Here is an 18,155-nt window from a genome sequence, read left to right on the forward strand (position 1 = left end):
GATAATGAAGATAAGAATTAAAGGGAATTCCGTTCGATTTAGATTAACAAAAACAGAAGTTGAATTGTTCTGTAAACAGGGGCAAATTTCAGAAGTTACCGAGTTTCAGTCAAAAAAATTCTACTATGCTTTAGAGATAAAATCTGGAATAAAATCGTTACAAGCCGATTTTACAAATGATACTATAACCCTTTTTCTTCCTGATAGTGTGCAAACTTCATGGGCAACTGATAACGTAATCGGCCATAGTAATGAAGTGGATTGGAATGACAAAAATACGTTATCATTACTAGTGGAAAAAGATTTTACTTGTTTGGATAATACTATTGAAGATCAGTCAGATAATTATCCAAATCCTAAATTAAATAGTGAAAAATAAAAAAAGCCCCCACATTTGTGAAGGCCTGTATTTACTGAGTGGAGAATACCGGAGTCGAACCGGTGACCTCTTGCCTGCCAGGCAAGCGCTCTAGCCAGCTGAGCTAATCCCCCGTGGTCGACAAAGGAAACACATTTTAATTTGGTTTCAAAATAGGTTTTTATGTTAGTCTTTTTTAACACTAAGAATTAATAATGGAACAGTAGCGTGAAATTCTGATTTAAGCACCGTACTTTTCTCCCATAACTTTTTGAAGAAACCTCTTTTTCTTCTAAATACACATAGCATGTCTGGGTTCTTTGCTTGAAAATGTTCTAGAACGCCGTGATAAGTCGTAGGGTTTTCAGAAATAATCAGATTTTTACTTACATCTAACAAAGCGGTATTAATCTTTAAATCATCTTCGGTATAACCAGGGGTCTTGATTAATAAAAGATTGACACTTGCCTTATTTTTGCGCATAATACTAATCAATGGATATAAAACCTTGCTACGTTTAAGAATACCTGATTTAAAAGCAACCAATATACTTTTAATTGGCAGATAGCCTGTTCCTTTGGGCACCACCAATGTTGGAATATTAGTTTGCTTTACGATACGCCCAGAAGTGTTTCCTAAATACAACTCTTCATTAATATCATTACTTCTTGGAGCAATTATGATTAAGTTAATGTCTAATTCTTTCGTGATTTCTTTCAAACCATCAATGATATCACCGTTATACGATGCGATCTTAACATCAACACTTTTTGTGTCCATCTCAGCAACTAATGCTTTAATGTTTTCACGGTGGGTCGCTTCAACTTTTTCTTCAACTTTACCTAAGCTTCCTGCACCTATAGCAACTTGATAAACATCCATTATGAAAACATTTGCTCCAAAATCAGCAGCAAAATCAATCGCATATTTTAAAGTTTCATGCGCATCAGGCGAAGTGCCTAAGGGTACCAAAATATTATTCATGGTCTGGTTATTAGTATTATACTCTAAATTTACAATTTAATCGAAATCAAATCATGATACGACGTGCAAAGTTATCTGAAATAACTGATATTCTTTTAATGACCAAAGCATGCACCCAGTTTATGGAAAGCCAAGGCATTTATCAATGGACCCAGGATTACCCTTCCAGAGAAATATTTAATAATGATATTAAGCGTAAAGAACTTTTTGTTCTCTTAAAAGATAATCGTTTGATTGGAACCATTGTTATTTCCACTTTAATGGATGAAGAATATAAGCCTGTAAAATGGCTGACTCCAAATGACAATAATATCTATATTCATCGCTTAGGCGTACACCCGGAGTATCAAGGACAAGGTAATGCACAGCAACTTATGAATTTTGCGGAAAACTATGCGAGAGAAAATAATGTTAGCTCTATCCGTTTAGACACTTTTTCACAAAATAAGCGTAACCAAAAATTCTACGAAAAAAGAGGATATCAAAAACTCGAAAATATTTTCTTTCCTAAACAAAGTAAACATCCCTTTCCTTGCTATGAGTTAGTTTTGTAGCACGATGATAAGCAAAACGGCCATTACTTTCAAGAATATCAATAGGTTGGCTATACCGGCAACTATTTCAGGTATAGCAGAACCGATTTTATCCATTACTGATACAGCCATTGTAGGCAATATTCCTGTTGACGGATTAGAATCTTTAGCTGCTGCCGGAATTGTAGGTTCTTTTTTATCTATGCTAATTTGGGTATTGGGGCAAACAAGAAGTGCTATTTCAGCTATCATCTCACAATACTTAGGTGCAGGTAAAATCAAAGAGGTTGAAGACTTACCAGCGCAGGCCATATTTTTAAATATCATGCTAAGTCTGGTTATTTTAGCCAGTACTATTTTTATTGTAGAAGATATTTTTAAATTATTTGAAGCCTCAGGTAAGATTTTGACCTATTGCGTTTCATACTATTCTATTCGGGTTTGGGGTTTTCCTTTAACCTTATTCACTTTTGCAGTATTTGGTATTTTCAGAGGACTTCAAAACACTTATTATCCCATGTTAATTGCCATTATTGGGGCACTATTAAATATCATTCTAGATTTTATAATGGTTTATGGCATTGAAGGAGTAATCCCGGCTATGTATCTAGAGGGAGCCGCTTGGGCAAGTCTAATATCACAAGGGGTTATGGCTATTCTAGTATTCTTTTTACTAAGAGCTAAAACCGATATCAAATTAAAGCTTCTTTTTCCTCTGAATAAAGAATTAAAACGTCTCATATATATGAGTCTTAATTTATTCGTTCGTGCTTTGGCGCTGAATACGGCCATGATTTTAGCAGTAAGAGAAGCAACGGCCTTAGGTGACCGGTTTATTGGAGCCCACACAATCGCAATAAATTTGTGGTTGTTTTCAGCATTTTTTATTGATGGTTATAGTGCAGCTGGTAATAGCATGGGCGGCAAATTATTAGGCGAAAAAGATTATGATGGACTTTGGTCTCTTGCGAAAAAAATCATGACATACGGAATGGTTGTGAGTCTTATTCTGTTATGCCTTGGTTTCCTATTCTATTTTCCGTTAGGCCGTATTTTTTCTAATGAAGAAATTGTATTGCAAACCTTTTACGGTATTTTCTTTATTGTGATTCTAAGCTTACCAATGAATACAGTAGCCTTTGTTTTTGATGGGCTTTTTAAGGGTTTAGGAGAAATGAAATATCTGCGAAATATACTACTTTTGGCTACTTTTCTTGGATTTATTCCCACCCTATATTTAGGTAAATATTTAGGTTGGGGTTTTTATTCAATTTGGATTGCTTTTGTAGTTTGGATGGCAATTAGAGGAGGTACATTGGTTTGGAAGTTTCGCCGAAAATTTCGTCCACTCTTACAAAACCAGTAACTTTCAACAACTAACTAATACATAACTTATGGGTACTAATAGACCTAATGGAAGTCTTTATACCAGTATACAAAATAAGGTAGGTACAATAGAATTCGGACATCAGGCCAGTAATTCTTTTACCTCAGAACTTCTAGAAAGATTAGTGAATGAAATCAACATACTCTCTGCTAATGATGAAGTTTCTGTAATTATTTTAAAATCAGAAGGAGAACGTGCTTTTTGTGCAGGTGCTTCGTTTGATGAGTTGGTTGCTGTTTCAAATTTAGAAGAAGGCAAAACTTTTTTTAGTGGATTCGCTAATGTTATTAATGCCATGCGAACTTGCAAAAAACCTATCATTGGTCGTATTCAAGGTAAAGCTGTTGGCGGTGGTGTTGGTTTGGCATCAGCTTGTGATTATGTTTACGCAACCATTGATGCGTCTATAAAACTTTCAGAGATTTCTATTGGTATTGCGCCATTGGTAATTGCGCCGGCCGTCGAACGAAAAATTGGAAGAGCTGGACTTGCCGAAATGGCACTAAATCCAACGGAGTGGAAAAATGCGTATTGGGCAAAAGAAAAAGGAATGTTTTCCAAAGTTTATGATACCATTTTAGAAATGGATAAAGAACTGGAACATCATGCTTCACAACTAGCCTCTTATAACCTTGATGCCCTATCCATTATGAAAAATGTGCTCTGGGAAGGCACAGAACATTGGAAATCATTACTATTGGAAAGAGCTGAGCAATCGGGTAAATTAGCCCTGTCTGAAGCCACAAAAAAGGCCCTAAATAAGTTCAAAAAATAAGAAACCTTTATAGAAGAATCAATAAGATGAAAAATTTTAAAACAGAGATTAAATGGGCCATCATTTTTACAATTGCTGGTCTACTTTGGATGGTGCTAGAAAAGGCATTGGGTTGGCATGATGTGCACATTGATAAACATCCTATCTACACCAATTTTTTCGCTCTCATTGCGATTGCAATTTTTGTTTTTGCACTTATAGAAAAACGCAATAAAGATTTAAGTGGCAAAATGACTTGGGTTCAAGGATTCGTTTCTGGTATTATAATTAGCGTAATTGTGGCTATGCTATCACCACTTTCGCAGTACATTACACATGAATATATAAGCCCCGATTATTTTCAAAATGCCATCAATAATGCTGTAGAAAACGAAATCATGACTCAAGAAAGCGCTGAGTCTTTTTTCAATTTTAATAGTTATCGCATACAAGCAGCCTTCGGAGCACTTGGCGCTGGTATTGTTACCGCAGCAATTGTGTCGTTATTTGTTAGAAAAAAATAAACTGGTCTTGACTACGTTGTAGAAAAAGAATCATTTTACCAATAATAACTCTTGACTTTATAGCACAGCATAATGGATATACTTTCCTTTTTGAATAGTGATTTAATCTTACCCGGATTAGCCTTGTTGGTTATCGGAATTTACGTTTACACACGAATTCGGAACAATCGAAGATATAGGCGTTAAACGGAAAATGAGCAGAATGAATTGGTGGATATTATTTTACGGGATACTATTTTCGATAGGTTCATTTTTAGCTTACACTGCTTATATTCAGTTTCAAAAAACACAACACCTCTTAAAAGATGGGATTAAAACCACTGCCATAGTAAAAGAGTTTGTGGTGTCTCGAGGCGAAAATAATAACCTGTACTCCCCCGTATTTGAGTTTAAAGATAGAAGTCAAGAGTTTAGAACTTTTACAAGTAAAATACAATCTTATCCGGCACCTTATAGCCTTGGTGAAAAAGTTGAAATTGTTTACAATAGAAATAAAATGGATGATGTTAAAACCATTTCTTTTTGGGGTCTATATCGAGGTAGCGTTATTTTATTCATGATTGCTAGCCCATTTTTAGTTATTGGTGGTGCTTATTTGGCATATCAGTTTTTCTAAAGGTTTCATTAGCTATATTTGAAATGCAATGAACACCCTAACCCTAAATCAAGGTAAAAAAGTTTACTTCGCAAGTGATAATCACTTAGGGGCACCAACTGCTACTGATAGCTTGCCTAGAGAGAAAAAATTCGTAGCCTGGCTTGATAGTATTAAAGCAGATGCGGCAGCGATTTATTTGATGGGTGATCTATTTGATTTTTGGTTTGAATACAAAAAAGTAGTTCCAAAGGGCTTTACCAGAACATTAGGTAAGCTTGCAGAATTATCCGATGCTGGTATTCAAATAAGCTATTTTGTAGGCAATCACGATTTGTGGATGAACGGTTATTTTGAAGAAGAATTAAATATACCCGTTTTCCATAAACCCCAACAAATATCTATAAACGACACTTCTTTTTTTATTGGCCATGGAGATGGCCTTGGGCCTGGCGATACTGGTTTTAAAAGAATGAAAAAAATATTTACCAATCCAATTTGCAAATGGATGTTTCGTTGGTTGCATCCTGATTTAGGAGTCAGATTAGGTCAGTATATGTCTGTTAGCAATAAAATGATTTCAGGTGATGAAGACGCTAAATTTCTAGGAGAAGAAAAAGAATGGTTAGTTCAATATGCGAAACGCAAATTAGAAACCCAACACCACGATTATTTTGTGTTCGGACACCGACACCTTCCTTTGGAAATTTCTTTAAATGAAAACTCAACCTACATCAATTTAGGCGATTGGATTAATTACTTCACTTATGCTGTTTTTGATGGGAAAAAACTATCCCTTGAGAAATTAGAGGACTAAATAATTAATAAAAAAACAGCCCTCCTTTCGACAGCTGACCCAGATAAATGAATTCGTTTTCTGGTTACGATTGGGGGACTGTCTTTCTAAACTACAGTTATCAAAATTGATAGCAAAGCTTAAGACGATTTATTCGATAAAGTGATAAGTAAAATTGAAGCTTACAAAAAGTAATTTTTTAAGCTATTTCTCCTTTTCATGTTCTTCCACATCTTTAGCTAAGTCTAGTTTTCTAAATGTCGGTGAGACTAAAGCAGTAGTACCAACGGTTAATAAAGTCATACAACCGCCAAAAACGACTGCGGAAACAGTACCTAAAAGTTTTGCCGCTAAACCACTTTCAAAGGCACCCAGTTCATTAGAAGATCCCACAAAAATAGAATTTACGGAGGCTACCCTCCCTCTCATATTATCAGGTGTTTTTAACTGAAGTATAGTTTGACGAATTATCATACTTACCCCGTCAACAGCTCCACTTAAAAATAAGGCAATAACTGATAACCAAAACAGTTCAGAAATTCCAAATACAAGAATGCATATTCCAAAAGCAAAGACTGCCCAAAGTAGTTTTTTGCCTGCATTTTTATGCAAAGGAAAACGTGTTGAGCCTAACATGGTAATAGAAGCTCCTACCGCCGGCGCTGCTCTTAAAATTCCAAAACCTTCTGAACCTACGTGCAGTATATCTTGGGCATAAATAGGAAGCAAGGCCACAGCTCCTCCAAAAAGAACTGCAACCATATCTAAAGTTAAGGCGCCAAAAATTGCTTTACTGCTAAAAACAAATTTTAGACCATCTTTTAAGCTTTTAAAAACCGGTTCACCAATTTTTGGGTTAAGTATTGGTTTTTTGGATATTCTAAACAGAAAGAATAATGCTAGAACGGAAAAGCCAAAAATGATACACATTGACCAGTGAACCCCTATCCAACCAATTGAAAAACCAGCAAATGCCGGTCCTAAAACCGAAGCCATTTGCCAAGTTGAACTGCTCCAAGTAGCTGCATTAGGGTATATCTTTTTAGGCACTAATAAAGCAATTAGTGAAAATATTGTCGGGCCGATAAAAGCACGAACCAATCCTCCAATAAAAACTAAAGCATAAATAGCATATAGCACTGTTTTTGAGGCATAGTCAATTGCTACAGAAGGGTGCGTTATTAAAAAGAGCCCAAAACTCACTACAGAAAAACCTAATATGCATTTGACTAACAGATTACGTTTTTCATTTTGATCAACTATATGGCCAGCAAACAATGCAATACTAACGGCTGGAATTATTTCCATCAACCCAATAATTCCTAAAGAAAGTGGGTCTTTAGTCAAAGAATAAACCTGCCATTCAATGACAATAAATTGCATAGACCACGCAAAAACCATAGCAAAACGAACCCCTAAAAAAATATTGAATTCTTTAAATCTTAGTGCTGCGTAGGGATCCATGTCTTATCGTAAATCTTTCAATTTTAGTTGCAAGCTTACGTTACCTTGCCATTCATTTTCATCTAAGGTAAAAGCAATATCAAAACGGTTCTTATTTTTTATGTGTCCAATCTTATCTCCAAGATTAAAACCAATAGCTCCAATAGGCTTAGATCCTTTTTGAGTAGCCGTTAATTTCAAATGCTTTTCATCTTCACCAACCCCTTTTGCATAACCCGTATCTTGAACATTCTCTGCCATAAAAACCGGAGTCATATTTCCTGGCCCAAAAGGAGCAAATTGACGTATAATTCGCATTAGTTTAGGGTTGATTTGTCCCAACTCAATTTGAGTGTCAATTTGTTGTTCTGGTATCAAAAGTTCTGGTGCAATACTATCTGATACTACTTTTTCAAATTGTCCTTTGAATTCATCATATTGCTCTTCTAATAGGGTAAGACCTGCAGCGTATTTGTGTCCTCCAAATTGCTCAATACAATCGGAGCATTTTTCCAGGGCATTGTACACATCAAAGCCTTTAACCGATCTTGCAGAGGCTGCTAATTTTTCTCCGCTTTTTGTGAAAACTAAGGTCGGACGATAATAGGTTTCTGTTAGTCTTGAAGCGACTATGCCAATCACTCCTTTATGCCAATTTTCATCATAAACGACTGAGGTAAAGCGTTCTTCTTCTTTGTTTTTTTGAATTTGTTCTAGTGCTTCTTTGGTAATCTCTTGGTCTAATGCTCTGCGGTCAAAATTATACTTTTCAATACCGGCGGCAAACTGTTCTGCTTGAGCTAAATCACTCTCAGTAAGCAGATTTACAGCATGCTGCCCATGCTCCATTCTACCTGCCGCGTTAATGCGTGGAGCAATAATAAAAACCACATCAGTAATGGTCAATTCTTTCTTTTTGACCTGATTAATAATGGCTTGAAACCCAATTCTTGGATTCGTATTAATTACTTGCATTCCATAATAAGCTAATACTCGATTCTCTCCTGTTATTGGAACAATATCGGCACCGATGGCAGTTGCCACCAAATCTAAAAACGGTATTAAATCATCTATTGATTCCCCTTTTTTTGAAGCTAAAGCCTGAACAAGTTTAAACGCTACCCCACAACCACAAAGCTCATCATAGGGGTAATTACAATCTTCTCTTTTAGGGTCTAAAACGGCAATAGCTTTGGGTAAATTTTCACCAGGTCTGTGGTGATCGCCAATTATAAAATCAATCCCCTTTTCATGTGCATAATTTACTTGTGTGATAGCCTTAACGCCGCAATCTAGCGCTATAATTAATGAGAAGTCATTATCCTCGGCAAAATCAATTCCCTTTAAAGAAACTCCATAGCCTTCACCATACCGATCTGGAATATACGTTGCAACATTTGGGTACGACGCTAATAAATAAGAAGATAACAGTGCGACTGCCGTAGTGCCATCAACATCATAATCACCGTAAACTAAAATATTCTCATTGGTTGCAATTGCCTTTTCAATCCGAGTTACAGCATTATCCATGTCTTTCATTAAAAAAGGGTCGTGCAAATCGGATAACTCTGGGCGAAAGAATTTTTTTGCCTCCTCGTAGGTAGAGATTCCACGTTGTAAAAGTAATTGCGCGACCAAAGCATCAACCTTTAACTCTTTAGAGAGTTGGTCAATTTGAATTTGTTCTGGTCTTGGTTTTATGGTCCAGCGCAACTGGTGCTCTTTAGTCTTGATGAAAAATCGTCTTAATCTCTAATTCTGCAAACCGTCTAAACATTTCCATGACTCCACAATATTTTTCTACAGATAAATCTACAGCTCGCTGCAGTTTTTCTTCATTCAAATTAGCGCCATGAAAATGATATTCGATAACTACATGATCATAATATTTTGGATGTTCATCCGTCAAATTTGCTATCGTTTCAATAGTAAAAGAATCGACTTCAAGCTTCATCTTTTTAATAAGTGATGCAACATCTAAACCGGAGCAACCTGCTAAGCCAGAAAGCATTAAAGCTTTTGGTCTTAATCCATTGCCTTCTCCACCATCATCTGGTCCAGCATCGATAGTTAAATTAAGCCCTGAAGGGTTATTGCTTTCAAAGGCCATTCCGCCAATCCATTTAGTGCTAATATGATTCGTTGTTCCCATAAATTTTTGTTTCTTGTAGTCAATAAAAATACGATAAAAGAAACCAAATGGCATTAGTACAACCCCTTGACCCGAACCACGATCCAGACACCAAAAAATTAGCTGAATTTTTTAATGAGACATTGGGTTTTTGCCCAAATTCAGTATTAACCATGCAGCATCGTCCTGCTATTTCAAAAGCTTTTATTAATCTTAATAAAGCAGTAATGGCTAATGAGGGTAGGGTTACCTCAGCCTTAAAAAGAATGATTGCATGGGTAAGTAGCAATGCAACTGGATGTCGTTATTGTCAAGCTCACGCAATAAGAGCAGCTGAACGCTACGGTGCTGAACAAGAACAATTAGATAATATTTGGGAATACAGAACTCATCCTGCCTTTTCTGAAGCTGAACGTGCAGCATTAGACTTTTCGTTACAGGCTTCACAAGTACCCAATGCAGTTGATGCTGAAATTAAAGAGCGTTTATATGAACACTGGAACGAAGGTGAAATTGTTGAAATGTTAGGCGTTATTTCTCTATTTGGATATCTTAATCGTTGGAATGATAGTCAAGGAACTTCTATTGAAAAAGGAGCCGTTGAAAGTGCCAATCAGTATTTAGGCAAACATGGTTGGGAAAAAGGGAAGCATGATGGGAGTGTATATTAAAACTTCCTAAAGTTGAATTTTTTTTCTTAGTTCTGGAATTACTTCATCCTCAAACCAAGGATTCTTAGTCAACCAAAACCGATTTCGAGGTGAAGGATGTGGTAACGGAAAATACTTTGGCAAATACTTTTTATAAGACCTAACTGTTTCGGTTAGGTTCTTTTCCATTGCTTCTTTTAAATAATACTTCTGAGCATAAGTGCCAATCAGAATAATCAATTCCAATTTTGGCATATTATCCCTAAGTTGTTGATGCCACAGTGGAGCGCATTCCTTTCTTGGTGGTAAATCGCCTCCCTTTGCTTTTCCCGGATAACAAAAGCCCATAGGGACAAGTGCTATTTTACTTTCGTCATAAAAAACTTCATCTGAAACTCCTAACCATTTTCGCAACTGCCTACCACTTGGATCATCCCAAGGGATGCTGGTCTCATGAACTTTAGTGCCCGGCGCTTGACCAATGATGATTATTTTCGCATCTGCATGAGCTGCAACTATCGGCCGTGGGCCGAGTGGAAGGTGTGCCGAACAGATAGTACATTCTCTTATTTCTGTTAGCAGTTCTTTCATTTTTTCCCCCCAACTACAATAACTATTTCTCCTTTAGGCGGTTTATTAGTATAATAATCAAGAACTTCGGTTGCTGTTCCACGAATGGTTTCTTCATATAATTTAGTAAGCTCTCTTGAAACAGATACCGGTCTTTCTGCTCCAAAATACTCCACAAACTGGTTCAAGGTTTTCAATAATTTATGAGGAGATTCGTAAAAAACCATGGTTCTCGTTTCTTCGGCTAAGAGCTCTAATCGGGTCTGTCTCCCCTTTTTAACAGGCAGAAATCCTTCAAAAACAAAACGGTCATTGGGTAATCCACTATTTACCAAAGCAGGTACAAAAGCAGTGGCGCCAGGTAAACATTCTACCTCAATATTATTTTCAACGCAAGCTCGTGTTAACAAAAAACCTGGGTCCGATATTGCGGGAGTTCCCGCATCAGAAATTAATGCCAAGGTTGCCCCAGCTTTCAATTTATTAATAAGACTTTCCGTCGTTCGATGCTCATTGTGCATATGATGACTATGCATTTGAGTATTGATATCAAAATGTTGTAATAGCTTACCGCTTGTTCTAGTATCTTCTGCTAAAATTAAATCTACTTCTTTAAGAACAGTAACCGCACGAAACGTTATATCTTGTAGATTACCAATTGGTGTAGGCACCAAAAATAATTTTCCCATAAAACAAAGTTACGGCCTTACATGTTTACCAGTAAAATAAGATGTAATCACGGCGATAGCAGCAATCAGCGCTCCCATATGTTCACCATCGCTGACCATATAATGGGCAAAAAAGGCAAGTAAAACATTAAAAAAGAACCCAGCATAGGCCCATTCTTTTAGTGACTTTGAAAAATTACCCCATAAAGCAACTAAACCTAAAATTTTAGCGATAGCCAAAGGGTAAATTAGATATGTTGGATAGCCCATATTTTCAAAAAAACCAACAATGAGCTCGTGGTTAAAGAAATAATTATAAACAGAAAACAGCATGATTAGGGTTAATATGCCTGTTGATACCCAATAAAGAAACTTTTTTAACATAGTACATTCAGATGATTATCTAAATGTACAAAAAATGAAATCAGGCAAATTTACGCTCAATTAGAGCCATAAAACGTTCTGCATATTCGTCTTTACCTTCCCAATTATTATATTCAGGTTTAACCATATTATTGATAAAAGCCACGGAACGTTCTTCTGTATCAATTGTAGTTAATTGTGATAATGCTCTGGTATAATCTTCCATGTTATTATTGAAAAGATGTTTTACAAAAGCGAGCTTATCATTAAGGCCAATCTGAAGTTCTTTATTCAACTTGTCATTTAGCGACAAGTTCTTAGTTACTTCTTTTTCAATGGCTATTTCTGGTTCTTTTTCCTCTTTTTCATTCTTCAATGGTTTGGTCATAAAATCACCAAAAATATATTCCAAGGCTTCGGTTGGCATTTCAGAGACCATTCCTTTAATCGTATCCATACCAGGTGTAATAATATCTTCTTCGTGAGGGCTATTTTCAGGTACGGCTCTATTTTCGTTCATAACTGCCCCTGCCATTTTCTCAAATCGTGCTGCAAGAACATTCTTTGATACGTCAACCTCAACATCATTTAATTTTTCATCAATAAACTTGAGTACCGCAAGTTTTTCATATAAGTTTTTTGCGACCTCATATAGATCAGTTAATTCACTATCCTCTCGTGAAGTAATAATATCTGTAGAAAGTTTGACTAACTCTTCTCTTAGCTTTCTTTTCATCGCTATATTTTTTTTATGCTATAATGGAGATTTAATTGCCCCGACGATTGTATTCTTAAATTTTATTAGCCCTTATAAGGCACTGCACTATAAATGTACTATCTATTCTTAACTAACTATAAAAACAAAAGGTTAAATTCTTCACGGAAGTCAAAGGCGTATTTTTACTTAATTTTGTACTTCACACCAATTAAAACGATCAAACCTCTTAATTTAGTTTAAAAGTACAATATGTTTCTTGAAAACACCGTAAACCCTAAAGAACAGTTTGGATGGATAGAAGTCATTAGCGGTTCTATGTTTTCAGGAAAAACCGAAGAGCTCATTCGAAGGCTAAAACGTGCAAAATTCGCGAAACAAAAAGTAGAAATTTTTAAACCACAAGTTGATACTCGATATAATGAAGAAATGGTGGTTTCACATGATGCCAATGAAATTCGCTCTACACCGGTACCTGCAGCAGCCAACATTCGAATTTTGGCCGATGGGTGTGATGTAGTTGGTATTGACGAAGCTCAATTTTTTGATGATGAAATTGTCACTGTTTGTAATGATTTAGCGAATCGCGGGGTTCGGGTTGTTGTAGCCGGGTTAGATATGGATTTTAAAGGCAACCCTTTTGGTCCTATGCCAGCTTTAATGGCAACAGCGGAATATGTAACCAAAGTTCACGCAGTCTGCACAAGAACAGGAAACCTAGCCAACTATAGTTTCAGAAAATCTAACAATGATAAACTTGTGCTATTAGGCGAAACAGAAGAATATGAACCGCTAAGTCGTGCAGCCTTTTATAAGGCAATGCTGAAAGAAAGAGTTAAAGACATCACTGTTGAAGCGGAAAAAGTAGTAGTAAAAAAGAATACATCCAATGAGTAAAATTGGAGAAACCACGCTTGAAATTGACCTTTCGGCCCTCGAGCATAATTTCCATTTTTTTAAATCTAAACTAAAAAAGAACACCTTGTTTTTAGGGGTGGTTAAGGCTTTTGCTTATGGTAGTGATATGGTCGCTATTGCTAAAAAACTAGAAGTACTTGGTATTGATTACTTTGCTGTGGCCTATGTAAAAGAAGGCGTATTGCTCAGAGATGCAGGTATTACAAGCCCTATTTTAGTTTTGCACCCGCAACCTTTAAATTTTGAAGAACTTATTGATAGGTGTCTTGAACCTAGCATGTATTCTCCAAGAATTTTAAAGCTATTTTTGGCATCGGCCAAAGATAAAAACCAAGTAAATTATCCGGTGCATGTAAAGTTTAACACTGGCTTAAACCGATTAGGATTTTGGGAAAGTGATATCGATTTCATTGTAAATACACTTGAAAAAAGAGATGAACTAAAAATTAAATCTGTCTTTTCACATTTAGCGGCATCTGAAGATGAAAACGAACGTGATTTTTCGTTAAGTCAAATTTCATCATTCGAAAAAATTACTACAGAATTGAGTGATAAACTTCCTTATACTTACATAAGACATACGCTTAATTCTTCTGGAATTCTAAATTATCCCGAGGCCCAATATGAAATGGTTCGAAGCGGTATTGGGCTATACGGTTACGGCAACCATTCTGAAATTGACAAAGCACTAAAACCAGTCGCTAGCCTCAAAACGGTTATTTCTCAGTTACATAAAATTGAACCAGGTGAAAGCGTTGGTTACAATCGCGGGTATACTTCCGTTGGTTATCGTGTCACTGCAACCTTGCCCATTGGGCATGCCGACGGTATTAGCAGACAGTACGGCAATGGTAAAGCAAGCGTTGTCATAGGTGGCAAAAAGGCTCCCATTATTGGTAATGTTTGTATGGATATGATAATGGTTGATGTGACTGGTATTGAATGCCAAGAAGGCGATGAAGTTATCATATTTGGTTCAGGATTATCTGCAGAGGCATTTGCTAACTTAAGCGGAACAATTTCTTATGAGATTTTAACTGCAATCTCTCAGCGCATTAAAAGGCTTGTTGTTTAAGCAAAGAGTGTGTTTACTTAACATTTCTTTTAGATTTTGTACATTGCAATTGTATTAACCTAAAACTATAAATACAATGCTTAAAGAATTTAAGAATTTCATTATGACTGGCAATGTTATTGACTTTGCCGTTGCCGTTATCATGGCTGGTGCCTTGGGTGCTGTTATCAACGGTTTTGTGAACAATATCGCAATGCCTTTTATCGGGTATTTTGCTGGCGGAATGAATTTTGAAGACTTGCACTATGCAATGGATGGTAATGAGTACGCTACCCTTGCAGCTGCTAAAGAAGCAGGTGGTGCTGTAATTGCTTATGGTGCTTGGATTAACACCATCGTGAACTTATTAATTGTTGGTTTTGTAATGTTTTTAATTGTTAAAGCATACAACAAAACAAAAGCTCCGGAACCAGAAGCTGCTCCTGCAGGCCCAACTGCTGAAGAGTTACTTGCTGAGATTCGTGATTCACTTAAAAAATAATAGTTCTTAGAATTTTCTAAGAATACCGTTACATCACATTTTTAACCTTTAAACCGGTAGTTTGTTTCGCTAACAAGCTGCCGGTTTTTTTTGGTATTTTAGTTCCGCATATAAAAGAAATATAGTTAATAACTATATCCATTTGTTGGCAACAAGTCAAAAAAATATATAAAGCTATACTGTAGTATGAAATCAATTGTAAAATATAACGTTTGTTTATCCATTCTGATTTTTTCGCTTTTGGGCTGTTCTTCGAATTCTGAAGGAACTGATGACATGGAAATGCAAAATGATGAACCGGTACAGTTCGACCTATCTGTTTTAGCTAACCCTACAGAAGGTGGAACAGTTTCCCCATCAAACGGCACTTATGATGAGGGAACATCGGTTAATATACAAGCTACTCCTTCCGAAGGATACACTTTCCAAGAGTGGACTGGAAATGCTCAAAGCGATATAAACCCCCTAACCATTGTAATGGATGCCAACAAAACTATTAATGCTGTTTTCCAAGAAAGTATTGAAACGTGCGACCTAGGTACTTTTGATGGAGATGTGAATCTTGAAACTCAAGAAGAAATTAATGAATTTGGGAATTTATGCTATACTGGAATTAGCGGAAACCTCTCTATTTCTGGTTTAAATTCATCCTCGATAACAGATTTATCTGCCTTATCAAATTTAAAGGAAGTAGGTGGGGAAATAGCGATTGTTTTTCATAGTAATCTCAACAATTTTAGCGGGTTGGAAAATGTTGATTCGGCCTCTGGCCTCCGAATCTCTAATGTTTCTAATATAGAAAATCTAGATGTCTTCAATAATTTAATTCAAGGTGTGATAGATTCGAACAAAGTTGATTTTTCAATTGCGATAGGGGCTTGTCCGGAATTGACCTCCGTCACCGTTTTCTCGGGAATAACACAACTAAAAAATCTTAGACTAGGCTCTCTAAATAAATTGGAGACTTTAGATGGATTTCAGTTTTTGGAACATGTATCCGACACAATGATTCTTGGTAATTTTCCATTAATGAGTGAATACAATAATCTGGAAAATTTACGAACAGTCGGTATACAACTCACCCTAAGTTTTACAACTTCCTTCTTGTCACTTGAAGGCCTTGGAAATCTTGAATCTGTAGGGGAGTCATTTTTTATTCAAGAAAATACAGGATTAGAATCCTTACAAGGGTTAAATTCAAATTTGACAGTGGAGCGCTTATGGATTGAAAAAAATCCTGCACTAAATTCCCTTGCTGGATTGAATATTAATGGCTCGGTCAATCTTAGATTGGATGATAATGATGCCTTAATCAATTTGAACGGTGCTAATTTCTCAAATTCAAACAACATGATATTTGTATTGCAGTTTTGCGATGGGATTGTTGACCTTTCCGGCATGGAGTCAATTAGTAGCATGGAAACCGTTTTCATTAGGGATAATACCAGTTTAGTATCCCTTTCTGGTCTAGAAAATTTAAATGAGTTAACAACATTGGTCAACATTATTCAGAACGAAAGTTTACAAAGTTTTTGTGCATTGGACGATTTAATTAACAATGGAAATCTTATGGGTAATTGGGATGTTTTTGACAACCTTTTTAATCCGACTTTACAGGATATGGAATCTGGAAATTGTGAATTGTAATATTTTTAAAATAAAAATCTAATTTACCAGTTGCCAACACCATGTATAATTAATTGCGGTTGAAATTTCCAAGCTGGAAATTCCTGCAATCAATTATCTTTACTACTGGCGGTCATTTTCCGCCAAGTAAAACGTGGCTAGTTGGAGAATTCCGCAACTAATCATACACAAACCGTTGGCAACAATATTGAAAAAACAAGAAGACTACAATTTGAACATAAGTACATCAGAATACAAGCAGAGAATACAATTAGTTCAGAAGACCATTAAAGCTAGCGGAATTGACACACTAATCATTTCGGAAGAAGAGGATATTTACTACTTAACTGGCTTGACTTATAAAAGCCTTGAAAGATTATTTTTATTAATAATTAAAGCAAATAACGTGAGTTTTATTGTTCCTAAAATGGAACTCGCTCACCTTAACAAAGTTGACAATGTCAATGAAATAAAAAGTTACTGGGAATATCCTGCGCCAAAACCAGAACGTTGGCAAGATATTCTTTTAGAGCAGGTAAAAGACAGTAAACTAATTGGCATTGGTGGTAAAACACCTTATGAAGTATCAGATTTCTTGGCATCAGTTAATATAAAAACAGTAGCGAACACGATACTAGAAAAACATAGATGGATTAAGAGTGATGCGGAAATTGAATTAATTAAACAGGCTTCAAAGTACTGTGATATTAGTATCGATAAATTAAATAAGAATGCCTATTTCGGAATGTCGGAACTTGAGGTTTTTTCGATTGGACGTTCTATTCAACAAAAAGTAATCAAACAAACACCTTTTGACTATTTATCAACAAATATTTTGGTTGCGGCTTGGCCTAGTCGAATTTCTTATCAACCTCACGGAATACCAAAAGTATCAGATTTACTAGTCGAAGGCTCACATATTAGTTTAGCATTTTTAAGAGTAAATGGATATTCTGCTGAACTAGAAAGAACATTTTTCACCAGTAAACCAACAAAAGAACAAGAAGAAGCTTTTGCATTAATGATGGAAGCGAGAAGAAGAAGTTACTCTGTTTTAAAATCTGGCACAGTTGCAGAGGATGTAGATTTAGCTGCCAAACAATTTTTAATTGACCAAGGATTAAAAGAGAATTTGATGCATAGAACTGGTCACGGAATAGGTCTAGGGAATCACGAAGGTCCTTACTTAGCAGAGGGAGACAAAACAGTTCTAAAAGAAAATATGGTTGTTAGTATTGAACCTGGAATTTATATCGAAGGCGTTGGAGGTTTTAGGCATTCTGACACCGTATTAATAACAAAAAACGGTTATCAGATATTAACGGACTGTCCTGATGATATAAATAGTTTAACTTTTACAAACTCAAAACCATTGCAAAAGTTAAAGGGAAATATTATCAAAAAAATGTTCGGAATATAAATAACTACAGCCAACAATGGCTATAATTCATAACTAGCCATTTAAGGGGCTTTCAAGAAATTCTAACGAATTTCTACTACGCAGTACTCTTTTTGCTAACTTTAGTTCTTCGGCTACAAAATCATAGCCGAGACCGTTCGAGTCAATTCACCTACGGTGAACTT

General features: G+C 36.0%; 21 protein-coding genes and 1 tRNA gene. 13 read left to right on the forward strand and 9 right to left on the reverse strand.

The window, feature by feature from the left end:
• The first annotated feature begins 4 nt into the window (after positions 1-4).
• Positions 5-379: a DUF7009 family protein gene (locus RM520_RS01935; protein WP_311386786.1), complete on the forward strand. Its 375-nt coding sequence runs from the start codon at positions 5-7 to the stop codon at positions 377-379.
• 39 nt (positions 380-418) lie between these two features.
• Here RM520_RS01935 and RM520_RS01940 read toward each other — a convergent pair.
• Together RM520_RS01940 and RM520_RS01945 are read right to left on the reverse strand one after the other, a co-directional pair.
• Positions 419-492: transfer RNA gene (locus tag RM520_RS01940), tRNA-Ala, on the reverse strand.
• 52 nt (positions 493-544) lie between these two features.
• On the reverse strand, positions 545-1,342 hold the full coding sequence (locus tag RM520_RS01945; protein WP_311386788.1) for a universal stress protein: 798 nt from the start codon (positions 1,340-1,342) through the stop codon (positions 545-547).
• Positions 1,343-1,395: 53 nt separating this feature from the next.
• Here RM520_RS01945 and RM520_RS01950 point away from each other — a divergent pair, with 53 nt between their 5' ends.
• From RM520_RS01950 to RM520_RS01975, 6 genes are all read left to right on the forward strand, one after another.
• Positions 1,396-1,896 carry a GNAT family N-acetyltransferase gene (locus RM520_RS01950; RefSeq protein WP_311384018.1) on the forward strand — a complete coding sequence of 167 codons (501 nt, stop codon included), beginning with the start codon at positions 1,396-1,398 and terminating at the stop codon, positions 1,894-1,896.
• Positions 1,897-1,900: 4 nt separating this feature from the next.
• A complete protein-coding gene (locus tag RM520_RS01955) occupies positions 1,901-3,241 on the forward strand; it encodes an MATE family efflux transporter (RefSeq protein WP_311386789.1) in 1,341 nt (446 codons plus the stop codon).
• 28 nt (positions 3,242-3,269) lie between these two features.
• A complete protein-coding gene (locus tag RM520_RS01960) occupies positions 3,270-4,037 on the forward strand; it encodes an enoyl-CoA hydratase/isomerase family protein (RefSeq protein WP_311386790.1) in 768 nt (255 codons plus the stop codon).
• Positions 4,038-4,063: 26 nt separating this feature from the next.
• Positions 4,064-4,540 (forward strand): DUF4199 domain-containing protein, encoded by a 477-nt coding sequence (locus RM520_RS01965; protein ID WP_311386791.1) that lies wholly within the window; start codon positions 4,064-4,066, stop codon positions 4,538-4,540.
• A 202-nt stretch (positions 4,541-4,742) separates the two neighbouring features.
• Entirely contained in the window at positions 4,743-5,156 is a 414-nt protein-coding gene (locus RM520_RS01970) for a DUF3592 domain-containing protein (RefSeq protein ID WP_311384022.1), read from the forward strand.
• Between the two features lie 28 nt (positions 5,157-5,184).
• Positions 5,185-5,952 carry a UDP-2,3-diacylglucosamine diphosphatase gene (locus tag RM520_RS01975; RefSeq protein WP_311386792.1) on the forward strand — a complete coding sequence of 256 codons (768 nt, stop codon included), beginning with the start codon at positions 5,185-5,187 and terminating at the stop codon, positions 5,950-5,952.
• 183 nt (positions 5,953-6,135) lie between these two features.
• Here RM520_RS01975 and RM520_RS01980 read toward each other — a convergent pair whose 3' ends face one another.
• From RM520_RS01980 to RM520_RS01990, 3 genes are read right to left on the reverse strand one after another with little or no spacing between them, the layout of a single operon-like run.
• Positions 6,136-7,395 carry an MFS transporter gene (locus RM520_RS01980; RefSeq protein WP_311386793.1) on the reverse strand — a complete coding sequence of 420 codons (1,260 nt, stop codon included), beginning with the start codon at positions 7,393-7,395 and terminating at the stop codon, positions 6,136-6,138.
• A gap of 3 nt (positions 7,396-7,398) precedes the next feature.
• Complete coding sequence (gene recJ / locus RM520_RS01985; protein ID WP_311384025.1) at positions 7,399-9,087, reverse strand: single-stranded-DNA-specific exonuclease RecJ; 1,689 nt, start codon at positions 9,085-9,087, stop codon at positions 7,399-7,401.
• Positions 9,088-9,097: 10 nt separating this feature from the next.
• A complete protein-coding gene (locus tag RM520_RS01990; protein WP_311386794.1) occupies positions 9,098-9,526 on the reverse strand; it encodes an OsmC family protein in 429 nt (142 codons plus the stop codon).
• A gap of 47 nt (positions 9,527-9,573) precedes the next feature.
• Between RM520_RS01990 and RM520_RS01995 the strand changes: the two genes are divergently transcribed.
• Positions 9,574-10,176 (forward strand): carboxymuconolactone decarboxylase family protein, encoded by a 603-nt coding sequence (locus RM520_RS01995; protein ID WP_311386795.1) that lies wholly within the window; start codon positions 9,574-9,576, stop codon positions 10,174-10,176.
• A 6-nt stretch (positions 10,177-10,182) separates the two neighbouring features.
• Here RM520_RS01995 and RM520_RS02000 read toward each other — a convergent pair whose 3' ends face one another.
• The 4 genes from RM520_RS02000 to RM520_RS02015 are packed head-to-tail and all read right to left on the reverse strand — an operon-like array spanning position 10,183 to position 12,492.
• On the reverse strand, positions 10,183-10,746 hold the full coding sequence (locus tag RM520_RS02000; RefSeq protein ID WP_311386796.1) for a uracil-DNA glycosylase family protein: 564 nt from the start codon (positions 10,744-10,746) through the stop codon (positions 10,183-10,185).
• Positions 10,743-11,414, reverse strand: a complete 672-nt coding sequence (rsmI, locus tag RM520_RS02005; RefSeq protein ID WP_311386797.1) for a 16S rRNA (cytidine(1402)-2'-O)-methyltransferase — start codon at positions 11,412-11,414, stop codon at positions 10,743-10,745. Before rsmI ends, RM520_RS02000 begins: the two co-directional genes overlap by 4 nt.
• Before the next feature lie 9 nt (positions 11,415-11,423).
• On the reverse strand, positions 11,424-11,777 hold the full coding sequence (locus RM520_RS02010) for a DoxX family protein (protein WP_311386798.1): 354 nt from the start codon (positions 11,775-11,777) through the stop codon (positions 11,424-11,426).
• Between the two features lie 40 nt (positions 11,778-11,817).
• Positions 11,818-12,492 carry a DUF8457 domain-containing protein gene (locus tag RM520_RS02015; protein WP_311384033.1) on the reverse strand — a complete coding sequence of 225 codons (675 nt, stop codon included), beginning with the start codon at positions 12,490-12,492 and terminating at the stop codon, positions 11,818-11,820.
• Between the two features lie 231 nt (positions 12,493-12,723).
• Here RM520_RS02015 and RM520_RS02020 point away from each other — a divergent pair, with 231 nt between their 5' ends.
• From RM520_RS02020 to RM520_RS02040, 5 genes are all read left to right on the forward strand, one after another.
• Positions 12,724-13,368 (forward strand): thymidine kinase, encoded by a 645-nt coding sequence (locus RM520_RS02020; RefSeq protein WP_311386799.1) that lies wholly within the window; start codon positions 12,724-12,726, stop codon positions 13,366-13,368.
• Positions 13,361-14,464 (forward strand): alanine racemase, encoded by a 1,104-nt coding sequence (gene alr, locus RM520_RS02025; protein ID WP_311386800.1) that lies wholly within the window; start codon positions 13,361-13,363, stop codon positions 14,462-14,464. The genes RM520_RS02020 and alr overlap by 8 nt, the downstream gene beginning before the upstream one ends.
• A gap of 76 nt (positions 14,465-14,540) precedes the next feature.
• Positions 14,541-14,945 carry a large conductance mechanosensitive channel protein MscL gene (mscL, locus tag RM520_RS02030; protein WP_311384036.1) on the forward strand — a complete coding sequence of 135 codons (405 nt, stop codon included), beginning with the start codon at positions 14,541-14,543 and terminating at the stop codon, positions 14,943-14,945.
• A gap of 186 nt (positions 14,946-15,131) precedes the next feature.
• Positions 15,132-16,592 carry an InlB B-repeat-containing protein gene (locus tag RM520_RS02035; RefSeq protein WP_311386801.1) on the forward strand — a complete coding sequence of 487 codons (1,461 nt, stop codon included), beginning with the start codon at positions 15,132-15,134 and terminating at the stop codon, positions 16,590-16,592.
• 187 nt (positions 16,593-16,779) lie between these two features.
• Positions 16,780-17,991: a M24 family metallopeptidase gene (locus RM520_RS02040; protein WP_311386802.1), complete on the forward strand. Its 1,212-nt coding sequence runs from the start codon at positions 16,780-16,782 to the stop codon at positions 17,989-17,991.
• The last annotated feature ends 164 nt before the right edge of the window (positions 17,992-18,155 follow it).

This window comes from Croceitalea vernalis (genome assembly GCF_031846405.1).
Taxonomy (GTDB): Bacteria; Bacteroidota; Bacteroidia; order Flavobacteriales; family Flavobacteriaceae; genus Croceitalea; species Croceitalea vernalis.